This window comes from Actinoplanes sp. NPDC051861, from assembly GCF_040681145.1.
Lineage (GTDB): Bacteria > Actinomycetota > Actinomycetes > Mycobacteriales > Micromonosporaceae > Actinoplanes.
Genome location: NZ_JBFAYE010000022.1, coordinates 109,900 through 130,567 on the forward strand (window position 1 = coordinate 109,900; position 20,668 = coordinate 130,567).

A 20,668-nucleotide genomic window follows, 5' to 3' on the forward strand; every position below is an offset into this window, starting at 1 on the left:
CACCCCAACTCCACACACCCTTGCGTGTGAAGTACGGCCCACCACCACACCCCAACTCCACACGCAAGGAGGTTCATGCGCGGTGGCGGCCGGCGCGTTCGCGGGGGCGGGTGGGCAGGCCGTCCGCGTACGGGGCCGCCGACGTCGGAGCGTTGGCGGCTCGCTCCGTCCACGGCGAGAGTGTGGACGGCCGCGGCGGGCGTGGCTCCAGGTCCATCAGCGGGACGTAGACCCGGGCGTCCACCGCCTCCGCCAGCAACAGCGCTGCGACCAGGGCCGTTGGTCGATCGGCCGGGTCCTTGGCCAGGCAGCGGGAGCACAGGTCGAGGACTTCGGGAGCCAGGCCGTCGATGTGCGGGAGGGGTTCGGGCTCCTCGAAGCGCTGCAGGACGACGAGTTCGGTGTTGGTGCGGGCGCTCCACGGCAGGCGGCCGGAGAGGCAGTGGTAGAGCAGGGTGCCGAGCGCGAACATGTCGGTCGCCGGAGTGGCCGGCATGCCCTCGAAGCGTTCCGGGGCGATGTAGGCGGGTGTGCCCATCACCGGGCCGTCGGGATCGGGGTCGGGGGAACCGGCCACAGCGGCGATGCCGAAGTCGAGAACCTTGGCGCCGGCGGGCGTGAGCATGATGTTGGCCGGCTTGATGTCGCGGTGGATTACCTGCTCGGCGTGTGCGGCGGCCAGCGCGGCGGCGACCTCGGCGCAGACGCGTACGCCGATGCGCCAGTCGAGGCGCCCGGCGGCCAGGTGCTCGCTGAGGGTCTGGCCCTCGACCAGTTCCATGACGATGTACGGCACGTCGCGCCCGGAGCCGGGTGAGGTGCCGAAGTCGTGGACGCCGGCGACGTTGGGATGTGCCAGCCGAGCGGCCGAGCGCGCCTCGGTGCGGACCAGCTCGACGCCGACCTCGCCGAGGGTGCCCTCGACGGCCGGGGTCATGATCTTCACGGCCACCGGGCGGTCGAGGACGCGGTCGTGGCCACGCCAGACCTCGGACATGCCGCCGAGCCCGATACGGTTCACTAGTTGATACCGGCCACCCAGCGTTCGCATCGCCTCTCGTTACCCCGGCCGCTGATACGCAAACGCGCCGCGTGTCCGTATTGGGACACCGCCATTCGAATTGGCGACACAAAAATGGCGAAGCCGATCCTTGTGGGTCCGGCTCCGCCATTTCACGCGCGGTTCGTTGTCCGTGCACCCGAGACGCTAGGGGACACCGTTTCCGGCGCCCGGAGCGGCCCTACCGAGAGTGATGGTGCTTACGTCAGGCCAACTCGCTCCGGAGGTCGTGGGCGCCGTCCTCGCGGGTCGCCTCGTAGTAGAGCCGCTGACGGCCGTCCGGCAGCGCGGCCAGGCTGAGGTAGCGCAGCCCGTTCGGCTTGTGCGGGCTGCCGACCGGCTCCCGGTCCTCGGCCGTGAGCGGCCCGAACGAGCCGCCGGGAAGGCGTACGCCCCGAGCCACTCCGGTGCGCTCCTCCCAGTTCTCCCCCGCGGTGGCCCGGCCGTCGTAGGAGGCGGTGATCGAGTCGCCCTCGACGCGAACCGAGGAGACCCGTACGCCCCGCGCGTCCCACTCCCCGGGCCGGCCGGCAAGCGCGGTTCCCTGCCAGGTCCAGTCCACGCCGTCCGGGCTGGTCGCGTACTCGGTCGTCATCCGGTCGGCGTCGTCCCAGCTCTCCAGGGGGTGCACCGAGGCCCAGAGGTGCCAGCCGTACTCGTCGTGGTGCAGGACCGGGTCCTTGACGCCGACGGTCTCGTCACCGGCGAGCACGGTCCGGGCCGGCGCGCTGGAGAGTTCCTCCACTGTCTCGGCCTCCACCAGGTCGACCCGCCAGTGCTTGGTGCCCGGGGTGGCCGCGCTGACGTAGAGGCGCCAGCGTCCCTCCGGGGTGCGCACCAGGGCCGGCCGTTCGAGGGACTCGGCGCCGAACTGGTCCTTGCCGACCTCGGCCACGACCTCGAAGTTCAGGCCGTCCGCCGAGCGGGCGACCACGTTGGCGATACCGCGCCCGGCCCCGATGGGCAGGCGCAGGCGGTACGCGAGGTAGACGTAGCCGTCCGCCACGACCGTGCTGGGCGCACCCGACCAGGCGCCGGGTTCGGCGCCGGGCGGCTCCACCACCACGGTGGAGTCGTCCCAGTTCGGCAGTGGCAGGGCCGTGATTCCAATGCTCAAGGCGGCTCCCCGGGGGTTACGGCGACGGAACCCGTCAAGTGTGCATCATCTATCGGGAAAGTGGGGTTTAGCGAACCCGGGCGTGTCGGTCCAGGCTCAGCCAGTCGTCGTACGACTCGCCCGTGACCTGCTGGAGCAGGGCGATGTCGTCGGCGAAATACGGCAGCAGGGCGGCCCGCTCCTCCGGCGTGGTGACCGGACGGTTGCCCCGCTTGCGGTGCAGCAGGGTGAGCAGCGGGCCTCGGGCGGCGAGCCGCAGCGGGACCGGGAACCGGTGCCCGAAGTCGCCTCCTGCCCGGAGCATGCCGCGCAGCACCCGGTTGACCGCGTTGTCCTCGACGAAGTGCCGGTTCACGTTCTCCTTCGGGATCGAGGTGAGCACACCGGTCCGAACGCCGAGGAAGGCGCAGACCCGGTCGAGAGTCTCGGCCGGACTGTCCTTGAGATCGCGGTAGCGTAGCAGAAGTACCTGCTCACGGCGGAAACGCGAATACAGGTGCTCGAGCTGGGAGCCGTACAGGCCGAGGCTGATGTAGTGCCAGAAGTCGGCCCACCGCGCCCGCTTGCGCGCCTCCTCGGCGTGGCAGGCGGCCAGGAAGTCGGCCTCCTCCTCCAGGCCGGCCACCCACAGGTGCGTCCAGTTCGAGTGGGCGCGGTCCACCGGGTCACGCAGCAGGATGATCAGCTTGACGTCCGGGACCAGCGCCTGGATCCGGTCGTGCGACTTCAGGTCGTACAGGTAGAACGGCGTCGCCTCGCCGCGCAGCGTGCCCGGCGGCGCCGGGTCGAAGAGTGCCTCGTATTCGTCGCGGCGCCACACGTGCTCCTGGTACGTCTGCACGTCACCGGGCCCGCCCACGCTGGGCGGCGGCCCGTCGGAGAGGAAGAACTTCGGTTCCTTCACCGACGGCAGGTACAGCTCGGGGTGCCCCACCAGGGCGGCGTGCAGCGCCGTGGTGCCGGCCTTGGGAACACCGGCGATGAGGAAGTCGGGCAGAGACATGAAGTCCCCCTCGGGGTGCGAAGCTCGCTCAAATTTAGAGTTAGCCTACAGATCCACTAGGATTTCGCAGCCCTTGCCCATCCCCCGGACGCCGATCACCTGTCCATTAGACGCCGCAGCCACCCGCCCCGCACGCGGAAGCGCGGGCACAGGGAACACAGGGCGCACTCGGTGCCGGCTCGGTAGTGCTCGTGCGCGCGGCGCTCGTGACCGCAGACGCACAGGTCAGCCTGGTTCTTTCCCACGCGGTGAGGGTAACAACGCCCACGCAGCGTCAGGACGCCCCCGAGGCGGATCACTATCCGTAATGTCGCCCTTATGGTGATAAAGCATCGACGTCCGACTCTTCCGGCATATCCTACGGAGATGGTCATCGACCGCTACCGTGCGTAGCCGTCGCCCGGAAGACCTATCCGAAAGTCCTACCAATCTCAGTACCTAACAGGCACCTTTCCCGGTGCAGTGATCTCAACGTTTCTCCGCAGCTGTTGACCCTGCGTAATCCCTTGCTAGTTTGGCCCCCTGAAGCGAGCGGCCGTTCGATCCCCTCCCCGGAAATCGTTCGACGAGTCGCATTGCCGCCCCCGGAAGGGACCGACATGGAGCCTTCGCACGTGAATCCGAGCACCGACGGTAGTCGTCCGCAGTCACCGACCGTGAGCGTCGTGATCCCCACCCTGAACGAAGAGCGGAACCTCCCGCACGTGTTCGCCAAGCTCCCATCGATGATCGACGAGGTGATCATCGTCGACGGTGGTTCGGTGGACCGGACGGTGGAGGTGGCGCGCGAGCTGCGGCCGGACGCGGTGATCGTCCAGCAGACCCGCATCGGCAAGGGCAACGCGCTGGCCTGCGGCTTCGCGGCCTGCACGAGCGACATCATCGTGATGATCGACGCCGACGGCTCGACCGACCCGGCCGAGATCCCGCTCTTCGTCGACAAGCTGATCAACGGCGACCACTTCGTGAAGGGCTCGCGGTTCAGCCACGGCGGGCACAGCCACGACATCACGCGGCTGCGCAAGCTCGGCAACGACGGGCTCAACATGGTGGTGAACGTGCTGTTCCGTACGCACTTCACCGACCTGTGCTACGGCTACAACGCCTTCTGGCGCTCGGTCGTGCCGGCTCTCGACCTGCCCGACATCGCGCTGCCCCGCCCCGCGGACGGCAGCAAGCTGTGGGGCGACGGCTTCGAGATCGAGACGATGATCAACATCCGCGCGGTGGCGGAGAAGCTCAAGGTCGGCGAGGTCGGCAGCACCGAGCACGAGCGGATCTTCGGCGAGAGCAACCTCAACACCTTCCGCGACGGCTTCCGCGTCCTGCGCACGATCTTCAGCGAGTTCGGGCGGATGCGCGGGCGGCGCCGGGCCCGGATCGCCCCGTTTGCCGAGAACCTCAAGATCAAGGTCGCGCCGGCGCCCAGGGCGGCCGAGACGCACAACATCCAGCAGGTCGTGAAGCAGGCCGACAAGGTCGTGCGCACCACCGGCCCGCGGCCCACCCAGGACCTGCGCGCCATGCGGGCACGGGCGATGGACGACCTCGGCAAGCTGCCCACCCAGGACGTCAACAAGATCCGCAGCCGCGCCTCGCTCGACGACTGAGCCTGTTCAGGAGCCCTCCCCCCGTGAACAACACCACGATCGTCATCCCCACGTACTCCGAGGCGCGCTGGGACTACCTGACGCGGACACTGGCGTCGGCGCGCTCGCAGACACACACCCCCGCCGAGATCGTCGTCGTCGTCGACCACAACCCGGCGATGTTCGAGCGGATCCAGCGGGAGCTGCCGGGCGTCACGGTGCTGCGGAACGCGTACGCCCAAGGGGTGTCCGGAAACCGCAACACCGGTGCCTTCCACGCGAAGACGCCGCTGGTCGCGTTCCTGGACGACGACATCATCGCCGACCGCAACTGGCTCGCCCGGCAGATCGAGCCGTTCACCGACCCGGACGTGGTCGGCACCGGCGGCGCGATCGAACCCGCGTGGGAGGGCCCGGCACCGCGCTGGATGCCGGCCGAGTTCCTCTGGGCGGTCGGCGGCTCGTACGCCGGCATGCCCACCGAGACCGCGCCGATCCGCAACGTCTGGTCCGCCAACATGATCGTGCGCAAGGACGTGTTCGAGGCGGCCGGCGGATTCCGGGTCGGCTTCGGCAAGCTCGGCTCCCGCAACCGGCCCGAGGACACCGACCTCTGCCTGCGGATGAGCGAGGTCAGCGGCGGCCGCTGGATGTACGTGCCGAGCGCCGTCATCCAGCACGAGGTCCCCGCCGAACGGGCCAGCTTCCGGTTCTTCGTGCGGCGCTGCTACGCCGAGGGCCGCGGCAAGGTCCAGATGGCCGGCCTGCACGAGAACGACGCGCTCGGCGCCGAGCGCAGCTACCTGTGGTCGCTGCCGAAGGCGGTGGTCCGCCACGTCGGCGCGGCCGCCTCCGGCAAGGGCACCGACCACCTGCTCCGCGCCGGCGGCGTGATCGCCGGTGTCACCGCCGCGGGTGTGGGCGGCGTCGTCGAAACCGTCAGTTCCAAGCGGGGTGCGAAGCGATGACAACAACAGTCCGGCCCGCCGCGGTCCTCGACATCGAGCTCACCGAGCCGCTTCGCCGCGTCGAGGCCTACTCGGCCGACGGCCGCCGGGTGCTGCAGGCCTGGGCCCTGGTCCGCGTCTTCACCGAGCCGCTCGGCACCGTCCTGGTCGACGTGCCGGAGCGCGGCCTGGCTCCGGAGCAGCTCGCCGCCGCGATCGACGCCGAACTGGGCCCGGCCGTACGGTCCCGGCTCGGCAGCGTCCCGGTGCACGGCTACCTGCCGGCCACCGAGCCGGAGTTCCTGGCGTCGCGGCGCGCCGTGCTGGCCGCCGCACCCGAGATCACCGTCGTCATCTGCACGCGGGAGCGGCCGGGCGCGCTCGCCCGCTGCCTGGACAGCCTCCTCGCCCAGCAGTACCCGAACTTCCGTGTCCTGGTCGTCGACAACGCCCCGGCCACCGAGGCCACCGCCGAGGTGGTGCGCTCGGCCGCGCGCCGCGCCCCGGTCGAGTACCTGCGCGAGCCGAGGGCCGGCCTGTCGTTCGCCCGCAACGCGGCCGTCGCCGCAGCGCCGGGCGAGATCCTCGCCTGGATCGACGACGACGAGACGGCCGACCCGCACTGGCTGGCCGAGGTGGCCCGCGCGCTGGTGGACAACCCCGGCGCGGACGTGGTCTCCGGTGTGATCGTCCCGGCCGAGCTGGAGACTCGGGCGCAGCTGTGGTTCGAGCAGTTCGGCGGGCACAGCAAGGGCCGGGGGTTCACACCGGCCTCGTTCGGGCCGCACACCGCGCACCTGCAGAGCCCGCTCTACCCGCTGCCGCCGTTCGGCACGGGCGCGAACATGACGTTCCGGCCCGGCGTGATCGAGCGGATCGGCGGCTGGGACACGGCGCTGGGCGCGGGTACGCCGGCGATGGGCTCCGAGGACACGCTCGCCTTCACCCAGGTGCTGCTCAGCGGCGGGACGATCGTCTACCAGCCGACCGCGGTGACCCATCACTACCACCGGCCGGACTTCGAGGGCCTGCACAAGCAGATGGTCGGGTACGGAACCGGGCTGACCGCCGCGTACACAAGTCTTTTGATCCAACAGCCGGGACTGCTCTGGCGGTTGATGAAGCTGGCGCCGACCGCGCTGCGCGACCTGACCGGCTCGGACAGCCTGCGGGTGTCGACGCTCCAGGACGACTTCCCGCGCGAGCTGCTCTCGGCGAACCGGCGCGGCATGATCGCCGGTCCGCGCGCGTATCTGCGGGGCCGGCGTGCCGCCCGGGCCAAGCTGCGGGCTGCCGTGGGCTGATCATCCCGGCTTAGCGATACCGGGAGCGATGCTCCGCCTACTGTGAGTAGTAGGCGGAGCTCGTGAACTTGTGGAGGCTGTTTCATGGGGCCGGAGGAAGCGACCGCAGAGGCCGCGGAATCGGATGAGAAGGACGAATCCCCAGAAGAAGCAGAAAAGCCGGAGGAGGGGGAGGAGGAACCAGAGGAGGAAACGGTCATCATCCGCCTGCCGGCGGAGAAGACCGTCATCGTCCGGCCCCCCGAGGCGCCGGAGAGCACAGCAGACGACGAGAAACCCGGCCTGGGGCACTCCCCCTGGATTCTCGCACTCTCCAGCCTCGGCGTAGCGCTGGTCGCCCTCGCGTACAGCGGCGGCCGTCACGAGTCCTCCTGGGCCATCACCGCGTACTGGGCCGGCCAGGTCATCGTCTTCTCACCGGTCGTGTTCCGGCTGCTCAGCCGCCCGGCCGGGGTCGCCGAGCCGGTCCTGCTGGTCATCGGCCTCGCCGTCAACCAGTACATGCTCAAGTGGATGTACAGCCCGGACCAGTTCCGCTTCCCCGACGAGTTGCAGCACTGGACGGCCACCACGCTGATCAACGAGTCCGGCGAGCTGTTCCGCCCCAATCAGGCGCTGCCCCCGGCCGTACACTTCCCCGGTCTCGCCGAGATGGGCGCCGCGCTGTCCCAGCTCACCGGACTGCCGGTGACCGCCGCCGGCATCCTCGTCGCCGGAGTCGCGCACCTGATCTTTGTCGGGCTCCTGTTCGCCGCGGTGCTGCGCGCGAGCGACTCACCCGCGATCGCCGGCGTCGCCTGCGTGACGTACGCGACCGCCATGCACTACCTCTTCTTCAACTCCATGTACCTGTACCAGACCGCCGCGCTCCCCTTCTTCATGCTCACCGTCTGGGCGTACCGGCGCTGGCGCGCCACCACCGCCCACGTGTTCGCCGCCCTGGCCGTCCTCGGCATCGCGATGACCACCATCAGCCACCACGTCACCGCGTTCGCCCTGGTCGCCACGCTGGCCCTGCTCGCCGCCGCGGAGCTCGTGCTGGAGCGGCCGCGCCAGTGGATCACGCTGGTCGTCCCGGCCACGGCCCTCGCGGTCGCCGCCGCCTGGATCGGGTTCGTCGCGCAGGACGTCGTCGCGTACCTGGAGTCGCCGCTCGAGGGACTCACCGCCTCGCTGAACCAGTTCTTCGGCGGCGGCGCCGGCGCGGAGGCCACCGCCGCCAAACCCGTGCCTCTGACACAGCTCGCGGTGCAGGGACTCGGCCTGCTCGGTCTCCTGGCCCTCTTCCTGGCCGTCGGCCGGCACATGGTGGTGAGCAAGGACCGCGACACGTGGCGCTGGGCGGCCCTGATCGGCGCCGCGGTCTTCTTCGCCGGCAACGGGGCCCGCTTCCTCGGCTCGGGCGGCCCGGAGATCGCCGGACGGCTGTCGACGTTCACCTACATCCCCATGTCGATCATCGCGGCGGTCGCGATCGTGGACGCCGTACCGCTCCCCCGGCCGGTCTACCTGGGCACCGCCCTGATCACCGTCCTGATGATCGGCGCACGCACCGGCGGCTGGCCCCCGGTCGACGCGCTGCTTCCCGGCCCCTACCTCCCGGCTGCCTACGAGCGCTCGGTCGACGCGTACGGGGTGAACGCCGCCGGCTGGCAGGCCGGCACCCTGCCGCACGGCTCCCGGGTCGGCGGCGACATCACCGCCGTGGCGCTCTCCTCGACGTACGGGCGGATGGACCCGGTCCGGGAGGTCGGCGAGCTGTACTACGCCGAGCGCTGGTCCGGCACCGAGGAGGGGATAGTCCGGGAGCGCGGCGTGCAGTACCTCGTGGTCGACGAGCGCCTGAGCGAGGCTCTGCCGCCGGACGCGTACTTCCAGGGCGACCCGATGGCCGGCCGCCTGACCTCGCCGATACCGGTCGCGAACCTGCGCAAGTTCGACGCCCTCCCGGCCGTGTCGAAGCTCTACGACAACGGTCACGTCCGGATCTATCAGATGGGAGCGTCGTGAACACGGTCCGCGCCGGGGTGATCGCGGGGGTGACGGTCGCGGCCGGCGCCGCAGCCGTGTTCGGCCCGCTCGTCCTGTCGGTGCCGGGCGGCCTGCTGCTGGCCGTCGTGCTGCCCGGCCTGGCGATCACCGAGGCGGTCTTCCCGCCCGGCCGGCGCCGCGTCGAGCTCGTGGAGCGCCTCGTGCTGATCCCGGCGCTGAGCCTCGCCGCGCTGGTGCTCGGCGGCCTCGGACTGTGGGCCATCGGCGGCACGCTGAACCAGGCCGGGTGGTCCGCGCTCGCGGTGGCGACAACGCTCGTGGCGGTCGCTGCGGCGGTGGCGCGGGCCCGCCTGCTGCCCGAGCCCGAGACCGAACCACTGCCACTGCCGCGGCCGAATCTGCGGGCCGCGATCCCGCTGACACTGGCGGTGGTGCTGCTCGCCGGGGCCGGGTGGTGGTCGTTCTCGGACTCGGAACGCGTCTACGACATCACGGTGGCGACCCTGTCGGCGGCGCCGCCGGGACCGGTCGACGAGGACGGCAACCGGCAGGTGCGGGTCAGCGCCACCGGGCTGGCGCCGGGAGACGGGCCGTATCGCCTGGTCATGACCGGCACCGAGGGCGAGGAGCTGAGCCGGCAGGCGCTGATACCGGACACCGGCGGCGACTGGACGGGCCGGCTCCGGCTGCCGGGCGAGGAGCGGGTCACCGTCAGCCTCTTTCGCGGACAGGAGAGCTCGGTCTTCCGTACCGTAGTCATCTCCGCGGCGCAGTGAGCCGGCGCCATGTCACCCAAGCCCTGGCTTGCCGTCGCCCTGATCCTGAGCATCGCCGGATGTGCCGATAATGCCGAGCAACCGGACGAGCCGGCGACCGACCGGCGCTCGGCCCGGGCCCAGTTCGCCCTCCCCCGCGAAGCCGGCGCCTGGCCCGGCCCCGACGGCCTCTCCGGCGTCAACGGATACCCCACCCTGAACACCGCCTCCGTGACCGAATTCTGCACCGCCCGCGGCCGCCCCTGCGGCGTGGCCCAGACCTACACCGACCGCACCGACTACGAAAGTATGACCCGCGGCACCGCCTGGACATTCCAGTACTTCGCGGACTTCGACGGCGTCCTGGTGATCTCGCAGGGCCTGGTGCCCAACGGCGGCGAGGAACTGCTCGACGACTGCGCGGCAGGCACTTACGACCAGCACTGGCGCGACTTCGGCACGCTGATGACCACCGAGGGCCGCGCCGATTCCGTGGTCCGCCTCGGCTGGGAGATGAACGAGTCGACAATGGGCTGGCGCGGACTCGACACCGACGACTACATCGCGTGTTACCGCCATGCCGCCGACGCGATGCGTTCCACGAACCCGCTGGTGGTCCTCGACTGGACCATCAACGCGCACAACACGCCGTCGAATCTCTGCGGCGGGGTGAGCACCAATTGCTATCCCGGCGACGCGTATGTCGACATCATCGGCATCGACAACTACGACCATCACCCCTGGTCGCCGACGGAGAATGATTTCGCCGCCACCGCCGCGCGCGCCGAGGGCCTGGACTGGCTGTTCGATTTCGCCCGCGCCCACGGCAAACTCTTCTCCGTTGGCGAATGGGGCATCATGCCGACCGCCGACGCCGGCAAGGACAACCCGTCCTTCATTCGCTGGATGCACGCCTGGTTCGCCGCCCACGCTCCGTACCTGGCCTACGAGGCGTACTTCCAGCGCTGCGACGGCACCGTCTCCCAGTCGAGCATCCTGCGCCCCGACGACCCGGCCTGCCTGGGCAACGCCGGCTCCTCGGAGGTTTACCGCTCCCTTTACCAGACCTAAGAGCTATCCATTTTTACGCGCTACGCGTCCTGTTTCGGAATGATTCGCGAGCACCTGCACCCTCACCCCCTCTGCCCGGGTGTCGGGCAGACCCGGCCCGTCCCGGGACACCAGCGCGGCGGTTCGTGTCAGGCTGCGGCGACAGCCTCGATCTCCACAAGCCACGCCGGGTCGAAGATCCCCGTGATGATCACCGTGAGCGCCGGCTGGTGATCTCCCAGCACCTCGCGCCGCACGGCGGTGTTGACCTCAGCGAATTGTCGATCGCTGAGAAACGTCGTCACCTTCACCAGGTTCTGAACAGTCAAGCCGGCGGCATGCAATGCCGCAGTCACGTTGGCCCACACGAGCCGGCATTGCTGCTCGATGTCCGCAGGCACCCAACCGTCACGATCCTCAGGGATCTGACCGCTGACGAACAGCAACCGTGATGCGCCAACGACCTCCAAGGCGTTGACGTAGCCACCTGAGGGCTCAGGTGCTGATGACGGGTTCACGCCGTTGATCTCCACGGGTCCACAGTACAATTTCCCGGTAGTCCACCGATGCTGGAGTACTACCCGCTGAATCGGGGACTTGTCGCCATCGCCTTGTAGGCCGCGAGGGAAGCCGCGTCCGTATCCACGCGCCATTTCTCCGGGTAGCTGTAGTGGGTGTCCGTGTCGAACCACGCCACCGCGCCGATCGCGGGCCGCTCATCGACATACTTCGCGAAGTCGGCTATCCAATCGGACTTCGTGGACCCGCCCTTGTCCGTCGCGCCGGTCTCCGTGATCATGATCGGTTTCCGGGGTGACCACTGGTGATAAATCCCGTCGAACAGTGTCGCCGGCGCCTCGTCGTGCAGGTTGTACCCGGACACGCCCACCCAGTCGACATAGTCGTCGCCCGGGTAGTACTTCTCAGCGCGATTCCACGCCTCCAACGGGCTGGAGTTCCAGTTCGGACTCCACACCCACGCGACGTTGTCCGCGCCCTCCTCGCCGAAGATCCGGTGCAGGCGGCGGAAGCACTCGACGTACCCGTCCGGGTCCCTGCCGTTCTTGGCGCCACCCCAGTCGTACCAGCTGCCGTTCATCTCCCAGCCCCAGCGCAGCAGCAGCGGCCGCCCGAGCTCCCGGAGACGCCGGGCGGCGCGGGCGATCAGCTCGTCCGACTTCCCGCCCACGATCTCCTTGTACTTCGGTCCCCGCCAGGAGATCAGCGGGTAAGCCTGCTTCGGCAGGTACGGGATCGAATCCGGCAGCTGATCGCCCCACCCGTAGAACACGTGCACGATCCGGTGCTTGCGCCCCAGTTGCGAGTTCCGCAGCTCGAGCGCCTCCTTGTAGGACATCCCGTCGAACCCCAGGTACGCGCCGAACAGCGCCTTGCCCGGCACGAACGGCACCGCCCCGCCCAGCGCCCCGGACGCCGACGCGAACGGCGCCGGGGTGGCACTGGGCGACGGCGAAGGCTGCACCGGCGCGACCGTGGCGTTGACCGGCGACGGCTGTGACGCCGACGCGGTGGCCCGGTGATATCCGAAAGCGCCGACCGGCACGGTGGCCAGCGCCGCAAGACTGAGAAACCCGCGCCGGCCGAGGCTGCCCGGCTGCGGCGGGCGACGATGCGAATGAGTCACGTCAGGTTCCGGCCTGCCTTGCGCGCCGCCCCGCGCACCATCCGCCACCCCGGCTGGGCAAGCTGCTTCAGCCGCGGCACCAGCGTGGATCCCGCCCCGCCGACCAGCGCGACCAGATCCGCACCGGACAGCGAGGGCGTCGGCTGGAAGCGCGGCACGGCGAGCCGTTTCTCCCCCGGCGTGTGCATCCGCCGGCCCACCTCGGTGGCGTTGTCGTGCCCCGCCGCGGCCACCACCTCGCGCACCCGACGGGAGTTGTATCCGTGCGGATAGGCGAACGACCGCACCTTCACCCGCAACCGCTGCTCCAGCTCGTCGTGGCTGCGCACCACCTGGTCGCGCAGCTCGGCGTGACCGAGAACGTCCAGCGGCTGGTGTATCAGGCTGTGATTGCCGATCTCCACCCCCGGCACGCTCGCCACCGAAGCCAGCTCGCTCCAGGTCAGCATCGGCCCGAACGCGGGCGCCCACTCGCCGAGCCACCGCGCGTGCCCGCCGCCGAGGTGACCGACCGAGGCGTACAGGGTGGCGCCGGCGCCCACCTCGCGCAGGACCGGAACGCCCGCCGTGAGGAAGTCCCGGTATCCGTCGTCGAAAGTGACCGCGACCATCCTCTCGGTACTCCCGGCGGCCAGCGCGTCGAGCGCCTCGCTCAGGCCGACCAGGCGGTACCCGGCGGTGGACAGCGCGGACAGCTGTTCCCGGAGGCGCTCGGGCGGTACGGCGAGATCGCGCAGCGGCCCACCCACGGCGGAGACCGAGTGATACATCAGCGCCGGCAGCGTGTAGGTCACAAATCCCCCCTTTTCACGACTAGTCAGCCTAGCCGCAAGGGAGATCACGACGGGTCGTCCGTCTGGCCAATTCAAACTACAACCAGTAACGTACGACCATCTCCAACTCTCCTAGCAGGGCTTTTGTAGTCACAAAGCAGTGACTCAGAGTTATGACTGAACCTTTGTCGCAACGGAGACGTACCGGAGGACGACACCGAAACCGCTCTACCCCGGGAGCGCGCACCATGTTCCGTCTCATCCAGCTGCACACCGACAGCGGTGTGCCTCGCATCGGCGTCGACCCAGACGGCTATGTCAGCGCCCGCGCTGCTCTGGCCCACTACCGCACCGCACCGGCGACCTATTTCGCGGTCGGCCGCTTCGACCACGAGGGCACCCTCACCGAGGTGATCCTCGACCCCATCTGCGGACTGGACGGCGCCTGCCAGCGGCCCGCCTCGGTCGTGCACGCGAAGACGTACGAACGGCTCTGCGAACGGTGCGCGTCCGGCCTCGACGTGCTGACCGTTCCCCAGCTCGCGCGCCGCCTCGGCATCGCCTGCCGCCTCGCGCCGACCGTCAGCCGGTTCCGCCAGTCCTCCCTGGGCGGCCTGCGCGCCCCGGCCGGCAACCGGATCGCCCGCGAGTTCGCCGACCACGTCCACGACCCGTACTGGCGGCGCGAGCTCTGCGCCGAGCTGGTGAAGAGCCCGACCGCGCTGAACGGCCTGCTGATCGGCACCGGGGCGCTCAGCCACCGGCAGGTGCTCGACCTCTATCCGGCGCTGTGCGCGCTGGGCGACGAACTCCCCGACGGGATCCGCTCCGACCTGGGGCGGGCCACGGCACGGCCACTGTCACCGGCCGGGGTGGCCGGGCTACGTCTCGGGCTGCGCCCGTAACGGGATCCGGACGACCGCGCCGGTGCCCTGGCAGACGCCGCAGACGGTGACGTAGGCGTACCGGCCGCGGATCGCCAGGCCGCCCGGGGCGGTCAGTCCGGTGGTGACCTGTAGGGAGCCGGTGCGGGTCAGTCGCCGGAGCGCACCACTGGACTGCACGACATGGAGGACACCCTCGCCGGACCAGGCGAGATCGACCACTCCGGGCAGGCCGGAGGCGTACACCTGCGGGGTCCGGCCCGGCTCGGCCCGCCAGATCCGGTCGCGGCCGGCGACGTAGTAGGCGCCGTCCGGGCCGAGGGCCACCGCCGTCGCGTCCGCGATCCTCGCGACGGTCCAGGTTCTGCCGCGCGGCCCGACCCGTCGCAGGCCGCGCTCATCCAGGATCAAAAGACCTCTTCGGTACGGGATGAGCACCCGCGCCTCCCCCATGACATGGGTGAGGGTCCCGTCCGGGCCCACCGCCACATCCGACGGCCCGACCGCCCCGCCGCCCTGCGGGAACGCCATCGACGGCAGGTTCCGCCTGATCCGCCGCTGCCCGCCCGCGCCGATCTCGGCGATCGCACCCGTCCGGCCGAAGCACCGCAGCCGGCCGTCGGGCCCCGGCCGGCACGGTCCCCGCCCGCCCCGGCCCGCCTCGGCGACGTACAACCGCCCGTCCGGCCCGAACGCCAGCCCGCGTGGATTGTCCAGACCGGACGCGAACGTGCGCCTCGATGGTCGCTCCGGATCGTCCGCCGCCTGCACGGGTGCCGCCGTCAGCAGGACCGCCACCGCGATCAGGGCAGCGAGCAGCGCACTGCGAGTGATCATCTACTTCCCCCGTGTAGTCGACACCTCCCGACCAGGCTCCCGGCAACAACCGCCCGGCGGCCCGGAACGTCCTTGATCCGACCGGTACGGTCACCCGCATGGCACGTACGCTCCCCGAACTGGTGATCCGCGCCCGCAGCCTGGTCACCGGCGGGCGCCGCGCGATTCTCGGCATCGCGGGCCCGCCCGGCGCCGGCAAGACGACCCTCGCGGAATACCTGGTCGCCACGCTCGGCTCGCACGGCGCGGGCTGGGTCGCGCACGTCCCGATGGACGGGTTCCACCTCGCCGACGTGGAGCTGGAACGGCTCGGCCTGCGCGACGTGAAGGGCGCACCGGACACGTTCGACGCGTACGGGTACGCCGCCCTGCTGCGCCGCTTGCACGAGGACCGGGACGAAATGGTCTACGCGCCGGGGTTCGAGCGTGTCCTGGAGCAGCCGATCGCGGGGACGATCGGGGTTCCGCGTACCGCCCGGCTGATCATCACCGAGGGCAACTACCTTCTCCTCGAAGAGCCCCGCTGGCGCGCGGTCCGCGGCCTGCTCACCGAGGTCTGGTACGCCGACCTCGACCGCCGCGAACGCCTGAGCCGCCTCATCGACCGGCACGTCCGCTTCGGCAAGACCCACGAGCAGGCGGTCGCCTGGTCCACCGGCACCGACGAGCGCAACGCCGAGCTCATCGAGACCACCCGTGACCACGCCGACTTGATCGTGGACACTTCCTCGCGTTAGCGCGGGTTTCTGTCGCACCCGAGTGGCATGCTTGCCGTCATGTCAGTGGGTGAGGCGGTCGAGGCGAAACCTCGGCGACGTGGGTCACGCGCGATCTTCGGCGGCGTGATCGCCGCGGTCGTGCTGCTGTTGTTCGGCGTGCCGTGGGCGACGCTGATCTGGTCCGGCAACGCCTGGCCGACACCGGTGTTCATCGCGGGCACCGCAGTGTTCGTGCTGGCCGCCGCCGGTTTCCCGGTCCTCATGCTGCGCGGGCACACCGGCCACAGCGACCGCGCCTCCGTCATCGCCGACACCACACTCGGCGTCGTCTGGGTGCTCTTCACCTGGTCCGTGCTCGGCCAGGCCCTCGGCCTGGCCCTCGCCCTCTCCGGCGTCGCCGATCCGTTGCGCTCCCGGGTGGTCACCGCGGTGGTCCTTCTGATCTCCCCGGTCCTGCTCCTTTGGGGGTACGTGGAAGCGATGCGCGTCTCCCGCGTCCGCGAGGTCGAGGTCACGCTGCCCCGGCTCGGCCCCGGCCTCGACGGGCTCCGAGTCGTGCTGATCACCGACACCCACTACGGCCCGATCGACCGCTCCCGCTGGTCCCGGGGCGTCGTCGACCGCATCAACTCGCTGGACGCCGACATCGTCGCCCACACCGGCGACATCGCCGACGGCCAGGTCGCCCAGCGCCTCTCCCAGTCCACCCCGCTCCGAGACGTCAAGGCGCGCTATGCACGGGTGTACGTGACCGGCAACCATGAGTACTTCTCCGGCGCCCTCGGCTGGGTCGAGCACATGACCGAGCTCGGCTGGGACGCCCTCCACAACCGCCACCTGCTCGTGACCCGCAACGGCGACTCCCTGGTCGTCGCCGGCGTCGACGACCGCACCGCCGCCGGCTCAGGCCTACCGGGCCACCACGCCGACCACGACGCGGCGCTCTCCGGCACCGACCCGTCCCTGCCGGTCCTCCTCCTGGCCCACCAGCCCCAGCAGATCACCGGCGCCGTCGCCCACGGCATCGACCTCCAACTCTCCGGCCACACCCACGGCGGCCAGATGTGGCCCTTCCACTACCTGGTCCGCATCGACCAGCCAGTCCTCCAGGGCCTCTCCCGCCACTCCACCCGCACCCAGCTCTACACAAGCCGCGGCACCGGCTTCTGGGGCCCCCCGTTCCGAATCTTCGCCCCCAGCGAAATCACCCTCTTGGTCCTACGCTCCTCGGGAACACAACGAGATCTTGGCGAGTTCGGCCCGAATTCGCACCCGAACTCTCCATGATCTGAGCCGGGCCAGGCGCAACCGATGAACGGAAACCGGTTGCAACGCGGCGGTCATGTCGCGACAGAATGTCGCGGTGATCGAAGCGCAACGTCTCCCCGGCGGAAACGACGGTGGCGCGGTAAGGATCGGTGACACTGTCCGCCGCGCTCCCGGGCCCTGGACACCGGCGGTGCACGACCTGCTACGCCATCTGCACGATGTCGGCTTCGGCCGGGTTCCCCGGGCGCTGGGTTTCGACGATCAGGGCCGTGAGGTGCTCTCCTTTCTGCCCGGCACCGTGGTCGGATCGGTCCGGCCGTGGCCCAACTGGGTCCACAGCGACGACGCGTTGCGGCAAGTCGCGCATTGGCTGCGTGACTTTCACACGGCTGTCGCCAGTTTCGTTCCGTCGGCCGGCGCGATCTGGCGGGAGGGGACGCGGTGGCGGCCCGGCCTGATCATCGGCCATAACGATGCGGCACCGTACAACGCGGTCTGGACCGGCGAGCGCCTGGTCGGGTTCTTCGACTGGGATTTCGCGGGACCCGTCACAGTCGAGTGGGATCTGGCGTTCACCGCCTTCGGATGGGTGCCTTTGCATGCGCGCCACGTTGTGGCCGCGGAGGGTTTCACTGCTTTCGCGGAGCGACCGCGTCGGCTTCGGTTGTTCCTGGAGTCCTATGGCTGGGGCGGTTCGACTACCGAGTTCATCGACATCGTCCGGCGGCGAGCGAGTGCCTCCGCCGAGGGCATCCGACGGGCAGCCGCAGCCGGCGACTCCACCTTCGCACGGATGATCGCGAATGGCGTCGACGCGAGTCTTGAGACCGCCGTGGCGGAGCTTGCTGACTTCCCCGAGGTCTGACGTCGGAGTCCTCCGCTGTCCGGCACCGTCGGAGAACTCCGCCAGATACGGAATGCAGTTGACGACGGCCTGGGAGTCGGCCATGCGAGGCGGTACCGAGAAATGCCCACGGTGCCGACAGTGCTTTGGTGCCAGATGGCACGCCTGCGTGCCCTGTCACGGCACGACCCCTGTCACAGCACGACGCGGGTGACTCCCTCGGCTGCGACGCGGGCGTCCAGGCGGGCGGGGTCCAGGTTCGCACAGAGGACGATGGAGGCGCCGGCGGTCAGCGGGGCCATCAGCCAGATCAGGGGTTCCTCCTGGCCGGCCACGTCGAACAGGACTCGGTCGCCGGCGCTGATGCCGCGGGAGCGGGCGATCTCCGCGGCCACCGCGCCGTACTCGCCGAAGGTGGTGCCGTCGGCGGTGGCGGTTTCGGCGAAGCCGACACCTCCGGACGGGGGTGGTGCGCCCAGGTGGGGGCGGGTGGCCTCGGCGAAGTCGCGGTAGCCGGGTGGTACGTCGGGGACCGGGGCGCCGGGGCCGAGCACGAACTGGTGGCGGGCCGGCGGCACGTCCTCGAGCCAGGAACCCACGCGCCGGCGTTCCACGAACGTGGCGTCCAGTGACGGGCCGGTGTCGGGTCCCAGGCCTGCTGTGGACCAGCCGCGGAACGACACCTCGATTCCCGCGGCCCAGGCGCCGAGCAGCACCGCGGCCGTCTGCCAGTGCGGGGGCAGCAGGACCCCGGCGCGGCTGCCCCGGGGCAGTTCGCACTCGGTGGTCAGGAGGTCGGCCGTCGCGGCTGCCCAGATGCCCAGGTCGGTGGGGCTGAGCCCGACTCTCTCACCGGTGGCGTCGTCGAAGTAGGTGATCAGATCGTTGCTCATCGCGGCCACCATAACGGGCGCCCGTGCGCCGCGTAATCACCCTCCGGGCGACGCTCAAGCCGCCTCGAACCAGGTTGATTCGCGCGCTTCGGACGCGTACCTCGAAAGAAGATGGACCGTCCGCGGCCCGGCCTCGCCGTCGGTGACCAGGCCGGTCCTGGCCTGGAAGTAGCGGACCGCCTGCTCGAGTTCCGCGTCGTCCGGGCCGATCCGCACGCCCAGGTCGGCGAAGAGGGCGCGCACCGTTGCCGGATCGGCCGGCGGCGACGGCTCGGACCAGCCGATCAGGCCGCCGACGGCGGTACCTACCACGCTGAGCATTCCTCGTGCGGACATCTGACCTCCCGGGCTGGACGCTGTACCTCCAGGGTCCCGGGAAGATCTGTGCCGGACATCTGCCTAACGTCTCCGGTTGCTGTGCCGACTGTGACTTTCGGCGGAGGGCCGAAAGTCAGGACGGGCAGAGGAACCGGCGGGCGAGACGGACCACTTCGCGGGCGTCGGGGCTGCTCACTCCGTACCCGATGACGGAATCGACGGCCGTGCCTCGCCGCTCCCCGCCGGTCATCTCCGCGCAGGCCGCGTCACCCAGCTCGGTGATCTCCTCGGGCCGCCGATCCAGCGCGACCATCGGCAGCCGCCCGCGCACCGCCGCGGCGAACGCGTCCGCCGCAGCCGGCGACGCGGCCTCACTGCCACGAGGGCTGGGTGCCACGCGCACAGCACGGCCTTCTTTCCATTGGGGTACGGGCGGAGCACCGCAACCCCCGAGCAGAGGCACCGCGACAGCCGCCGTGACCAGGAGACCGCACCGGATGCGGGCCGCGGAGTCGCGCAGCGCGGCCGCCGGCTCGGAGATCGTGGGGCCGAACGGCCGGCGCTCGACCGGCACCCGGTTGCGCGGTGTGATGTCGGTGGGTAGCACGCGGGGAACCCTAGACGCCGCCGCGCGCCGTTCGCGGTGCCGCGCCGCAGCCACCCGGACGGGGGACCGCCGCGCACAGCGAAGTCACAGTGGGCTCACCACTTCGAGACAACCTCCGGGGGCACTGTTGCCCTCATCCCGCGGACACCAGCCGGCGGGACCTTTCCGAGGAGGCTCTCGCATGACCGACCTGCTGACCCGACCGGAACCCGCCTACGACGTCCCGCCGGTGCCGCCGACCCACATCCCGCCGGTGATGACGCGGGAACCACGCGATCCGCGCTGGCGGCGGAGGGTGGCCGGCGGCGCCGCACTGCTCGTGCTGATCGCGGGTGGCGGCACCACCGGCGCGGTGCTCACCGAGCGCTACCTGGACAGCCGCCCCGCAGCCGCCGTTGCCGGCACCCCCACCACCGTCACCGAGGGCACCGACATGGCGCCGATCGTCAAGAAGGTGCAGCCCAGCGTCGTCACCGTGCTGGTCGACAGCGCCCGCTCGTCGTCGCTCGGCTCCGGTGTCGTGCTCTCCTCGGACGGCCTGATCCTGACCAACAACCACGTCATCTCCGGGAGCGGGAACGGGACGGTCAGCGTACGGCTGTCGACCGGCGAAACCGTCCCGGCGAAGGTGGTGGCCGCCGACGCCACCCACGACCTGGCGCTCGTGCAGGCGACCGGGCTCTCCGGCCTGACGCCGGTCACGTTCGCCACCGACGACAGCGTCGCGGTCGGCGACACGGTGCTGGCGTTCGGCGCCCCGCTCGGCCTGGAGGGCACCGTGACCTCGGGCATCGTCTCCGCGCTCGACCGCAGCCTGGACACCGGCGACGAGAAGCTGACCGGCCTGCTGCAGACCGACGCCGCGATCAACCAGGGCAACTCCGGCGGCGCGCTCGTCGACATGTCCGGCCGGGTGGTCGGCATCAACGTCGCCATCGCCACGGCCGGCGACAGCAGCGGCAGCGTCGGCCTCGGCTTCGCCATCCCGGCCGGGACCGTCACCACGGTCGTGAACCAGCTGAAGTCCCGGATCAACTGACCTTCGGCCCCTGTGCTCCGGTC

The 20,668-nt window shown here is 70.5% G+C and carries 21 protein-coding genes; 11 read left to right on the forward strand and 10 right to left on the reverse strand.

What is annotated here, in order from left to right; all coding sequences use genetic code 11:
• Nucleotides 1–73 precede the first annotated feature (73 nt).
• The 3 genes from AB0M02_RS37960 to AB0M02_RS37970 all read right to left on the reverse strand — a co-directional run bounded on the left by AB0M02_RS37960 (nucleotide 74) and on the right by AB0M02_RS37970 (nucleotide 3,180).
• Nucleotides 74–1,051, reverse strand: a complete 978-nt coding sequence (locus tag AB0M02_RS37960) for a serine/threonine-protein kinase (protein WP_364236205.1) — start codon at nucleotides 1,049–1,051, stop codon at nucleotides 74–76.
• 214 nt (nucleotides 1,052–1,265) lie between these two features.
• The gene (locus AB0M02_RS37965) at nucleotides 1,266–2,177 is read right to left on the reverse strand and encodes a hypothetical protein (RefSeq protein ID WP_364236207.1); all 912 of its coding nucleotides are present in this window, start codon (nucleotides 2,175–2,177) and stop codon (nucleotides 1,266–1,268) included.
• A gap of 67 nt (nucleotides 2,178–2,244) precedes the next feature.
• Nucleotides 2,245–3,180, reverse strand: a complete 936-nt coding sequence (locus AB0M02_RS37970; RefSeq protein ID WP_364236209.1) for a sulfotransferase domain-containing protein — start codon at nucleotides 3,178–3,180, stop codon at nucleotides 2,245–2,247.
• A 665-nt stretch (nucleotides 3,181–3,845) separates the two neighbouring features.
• Here AB0M02_RS37970 and AB0M02_RS37975 point away from each other — a divergent pair.
• The 6 genes from AB0M02_RS37975 to AB0M02_RS38000 all read left to right on the forward strand — a co-directional run bounded on the left by AB0M02_RS37975 (nucleotide 3,846) and on the right by AB0M02_RS38000 (nucleotide 10,838).
• The gene (locus AB0M02_RS37975) at nucleotides 3,846–4,790 is read left to right on the forward strand and encodes a glycosyltransferase family 2 protein (RefSeq protein WP_364236212.1); all 945 of its coding nucleotides are present in this window, start codon (nucleotides 3,846–3,848) and stop codon (nucleotides 4,788–4,790) included.
• A 23-nt stretch (nucleotides 4,791–4,813) separates the two neighbouring features.
• Entirely contained in the window at nucleotides 4,814–5,737 is a 924-nt protein-coding gene (locus tag AB0M02_RS37980; protein ID WP_364236214.1) for a glycosyltransferase family 2 protein, read from the forward strand.
• Complete coding sequence (locus AB0M02_RS37985) at nucleotides 5,734–7,020, forward strand: glycosyltransferase (RefSeq protein ID WP_364236217.1); 1,287 nt, start codon at nucleotides 5,734–5,736, stop codon at nucleotides 7,018–7,020. The genes AB0M02_RS37980 and AB0M02_RS37985 overlap by 4 nt, the downstream gene beginning before the upstream one ends.
• Nucleotides 7,021–7,104: 84 nt before the next feature.
• Nucleotides 7,105–9,030 carry a hypothetical protein gene (locus AB0M02_RS37990; RefSeq protein ID WP_364236219.1) on the forward strand — a complete coding sequence of 642 codons (1,926 nt, stop codon included), beginning with the start codon at nucleotides 7,105–7,107 and terminating at the stop codon, nucleotides 9,028–9,030.
• Entirely contained in the window at nucleotides 9,027–9,788 is a 762-nt protein-coding gene (locus AB0M02_RS37995) for a hypothetical protein (RefSeq protein ID WP_364236221.1), read from the forward strand. The genes AB0M02_RS37990 and AB0M02_RS37995 overlap by 4 nt, the downstream gene beginning before the upstream one ends.
• Before the next feature lie 9 nt (nucleotides 9,789–9,797).
• A complete protein-coding gene (locus AB0M02_RS38000) occupies nucleotides 9,798–10,838 on the forward strand; it encodes a glycosyl hydrolase (RefSeq protein WP_364236223.1) in 1,041 nt (346 codons plus the stop codon).
• Nucleotides 10,839–10,966: 128 nt separating this feature from the next.
• Here the strand turns inward: AB0M02_RS38000 and AB0M02_RS38005 are convergent, their stop codons facing one another.
• The 3 genes from AB0M02_RS38005 to AB0M02_RS38015 are packed head-to-tail and all read right to left on the reverse strand — an operon-like array spanning nucleotide 10,967 to nucleotide 13,256.
• Entirely contained in the window at nucleotides 10,967–11,350 is a 384-nt protein-coding gene (locus tag AB0M02_RS38005; RefSeq protein WP_364236224.1) for a RidA family protein, read from the reverse strand.
• A gap of 44 nt (nucleotides 11,351–11,394) precedes the next feature.
• The gene (locus AB0M02_RS38010) at nucleotides 11,395–12,462 is read right to left on the reverse strand and encodes a glycosyl hydrolase (RefSeq protein WP_364236226.1); all 1,068 of its coding nucleotides are present in this window, start codon (nucleotides 12,460–12,462) and stop codon (nucleotides 11,395–11,397) included.
• Nucleotides 12,459–13,256, reverse strand: a complete 798-nt coding sequence (locus AB0M02_RS38015; RefSeq protein ID WP_364236228.1) for a polysaccharide deacetylase family protein — start codon at nucleotides 13,254–13,256, stop codon at nucleotides 12,459–12,461. The genes AB0M02_RS38010 and AB0M02_RS38015 overlap by 4 nt, the downstream gene beginning before the upstream one ends.
• Before the next feature lie 227 nt (nucleotides 13,257–13,483).
• Between AB0M02_RS38015 and AB0M02_RS38020 the strand changes: the two genes are divergently transcribed.
• A complete protein-coding gene (locus tag AB0M02_RS38020) occupies nucleotides 13,484–14,140 on the forward strand; it encodes a hypothetical protein (RefSeq protein ID WP_364236230.1) in 657 nt (218 codons plus the stop codon).
• Here AB0M02_RS38020 and AB0M02_RS38025 read toward each other — a convergent pair.
• On the reverse strand, nucleotides 14,117–14,956 hold the full coding sequence (locus AB0M02_RS38025) for a ScyD/ScyE family protein (RefSeq protein ID WP_364236232.1): 840 nt from the start codon (nucleotides 14,954–14,956) through the stop codon (nucleotides 14,117–14,119). The two genes, AB0M02_RS38020 and AB0M02_RS38025, sit on opposite strands and share 24 nt — an antisense overlap.
• 98 nt (nucleotides 14,957–15,054) lie before the next feature.
• Here AB0M02_RS38025 and AB0M02_RS38030 point away from each other — a divergent pair, with 98 nt between their 5' ends.
• The 3 genes from AB0M02_RS38030 to AB0M02_RS38040 all read left to right on the forward strand — a co-directional run bounded on the left by AB0M02_RS38030 (nucleotide 15,055) and on the right by AB0M02_RS38040 (nucleotide 17,809).
• Complete coding sequence (locus AB0M02_RS38030; RefSeq protein ID WP_364236233.1) at nucleotides 15,055–15,693, forward strand: nucleoside/nucleotide kinase family protein; 639 nt, start codon at nucleotides 15,055–15,057, stop codon at nucleotides 15,691–15,693.
• 39 nt (nucleotides 15,694–15,732) lie between these two features.
• Nucleotides 15,733–16,962 carry a metallophosphoesterase gene (locus AB0M02_RS38035; protein ID WP_364236235.1) on the forward strand — a complete coding sequence of 410 codons (1,230 nt, stop codon included), beginning with the start codon at nucleotides 15,733–15,735 and terminating at the stop codon, nucleotides 16,960–16,962.
• Nucleotides 16,963–17,038: 76 nt separating this feature from the next.
• Nucleotides 17,039–17,809 (forward strand): phosphotransferase, encoded by a 771-nt coding sequence (locus AB0M02_RS38040; protein ID WP_364236237.1) that lies wholly within the window; start codon nucleotides 17,039–17,041, stop codon nucleotides 17,807–17,809.
• Between the two features lie 173 nt (nucleotides 17,810–17,982).
• Here the strand turns inward: AB0M02_RS38040 and AB0M02_RS38045 are convergent, their stop codons facing one another.
• The 3 genes from AB0M02_RS38045 to AB0M02_RS38055 form a co-directional block, all read right to left on the reverse strand.
• Nucleotides 17,983–18,681 carry a TIGR03089 family protein gene (locus AB0M02_RS38045; protein WP_364236240.1) on the reverse strand — a complete coding sequence of 233 codons (699 nt, stop codon included), beginning with the start codon at nucleotides 18,679–18,681 and terminating at the stop codon, nucleotides 17,983–17,985.
• Nucleotides 18,682–18,735: 54 nt separating this feature from the next.
• The gene (locus tag AB0M02_RS38050) at nucleotides 18,736–19,017 is read right to left on the reverse strand and encodes a peptidoglycan-binding domain-containing protein (RefSeq protein WP_364236241.1); all 282 of its coding nucleotides are present in this window, start codon (nucleotides 19,015–19,017) and stop codon (nucleotides 18,736–18,738) included.
• A 115-nt stretch (nucleotides 19,018–19,132) separates the two neighbouring features.
• On the reverse strand, nucleotides 19,133–19,606 hold the full coding sequence (locus AB0M02_RS38055) for a DUF732 domain-containing protein (protein ID WP_364236243.1): 474 nt from the start codon (nucleotides 19,604–19,606) through the stop codon (nucleotides 19,133–19,135).
• A gap of 181 nt (nucleotides 19,607–19,787) precedes the next feature.
• Here AB0M02_RS38055 and AB0M02_RS38060 point away from each other — a divergent pair, with 181 nt between their 5' ends.
• Nucleotides 19,788–20,645, forward strand: coding sequence for a trypsin-like peptidase domain-containing protein (locus AB0M02_RS38060; protein WP_364236244.1), 858 nt, complete (start codon nucleotides 19,788–19,790; stop codon nucleotides 20,643–20,645).
• Nucleotides 20,646–20,668 lie beyond the last annotated feature (23 nt).

Excerpts from the sequence above, each read along its gene's own strand:
- AB0M02_RS37960 (WP_364236205.1), bottom strand. The coding sequence starts at position 1,051 with ATGCGAACGCTGGGTGGCCGGTATCAACTAGTGAACCGTATCGGGCTC.
- AB0M02_RS37970 (WP_364236209.1), bottom strand. The coding sequence starts at position 3,180 with ATGTCTCTGCCCGACTTCCTCATCGCCGGTGTTCCCAAGGCCGGCACC.
- AB0M02_RS37985 (WP_364236217.1), top strand. The coding sequence starts at position 5,734 with ATGACAACAACAGTCCGGCCCGCCGCGGTCCTCGACATCGAGCTCACC.
- AB0M02_RS37990 (WP_364236219.1), top strand. The coding sequence starts at position 7,105 with ATGGGGCCGGAGGAAGCGACCGCAGAGGCCGCGGAATCGGATGAGAAG.
- AB0M02_RS38000 (WP_364236223.1), top strand. The coding sequence starts at position 9,798 with ATGTCACCCAAGCCCTGGCTTGCCGTCGCCCTGATCCTGAGCATCGCC.
- AB0M02_RS38020 (WP_364236230.1), top strand. The coding sequence starts at position 13,484 with ATGTTCCGTCTCATCCAGCTGCACACCGACAGCGGTGTGCCTCGCATC.
- AB0M02_RS38025 (WP_364236232.1), bottom strand. The coding sequence starts at position 14,956 with ATGATCACTCGCAGTGCGCTGCTCGCTGCCCTGATCGCGGTGGCGGTC.
- AB0M02_RS38030 (WP_364236233.1), top strand. The coding sequence starts at position 15,055 with ATGGCACGTACGCTCCCCGAACTGGTGATCCGCGCCCGCAGCCTGGTC.
- AB0M02_RS38035 (WP_364236235.1), top strand. The coding sequence starts at position 15,733 with ATGTCAGTGGGTGAGGCGGTCGAGGCGAAACCTCGGCGACGTGGGTCA.
- AB0M02_RS38045 (WP_364236240.1), bottom strand. The coding sequence starts at position 18,681 with ATGAGCAACGATCTGATCACCTACTTCGACGACGCCACCGGTGAGAGA.
- AB0M02_RS38050 (WP_364236241.1), bottom strand. The coding sequence starts at position 19,017 with ATGTCCGCACGAGGAATGCTCAGCGTGGTAGGTACCGCCGTCGGCGGC.
- AB0M02_RS38060 (WP_364236244.1), top strand. The coding sequence starts at position 19,788 with ATGACCGACCTGCTGACCCGACCGGAACCCGCCTACGACGTCCCGCCG.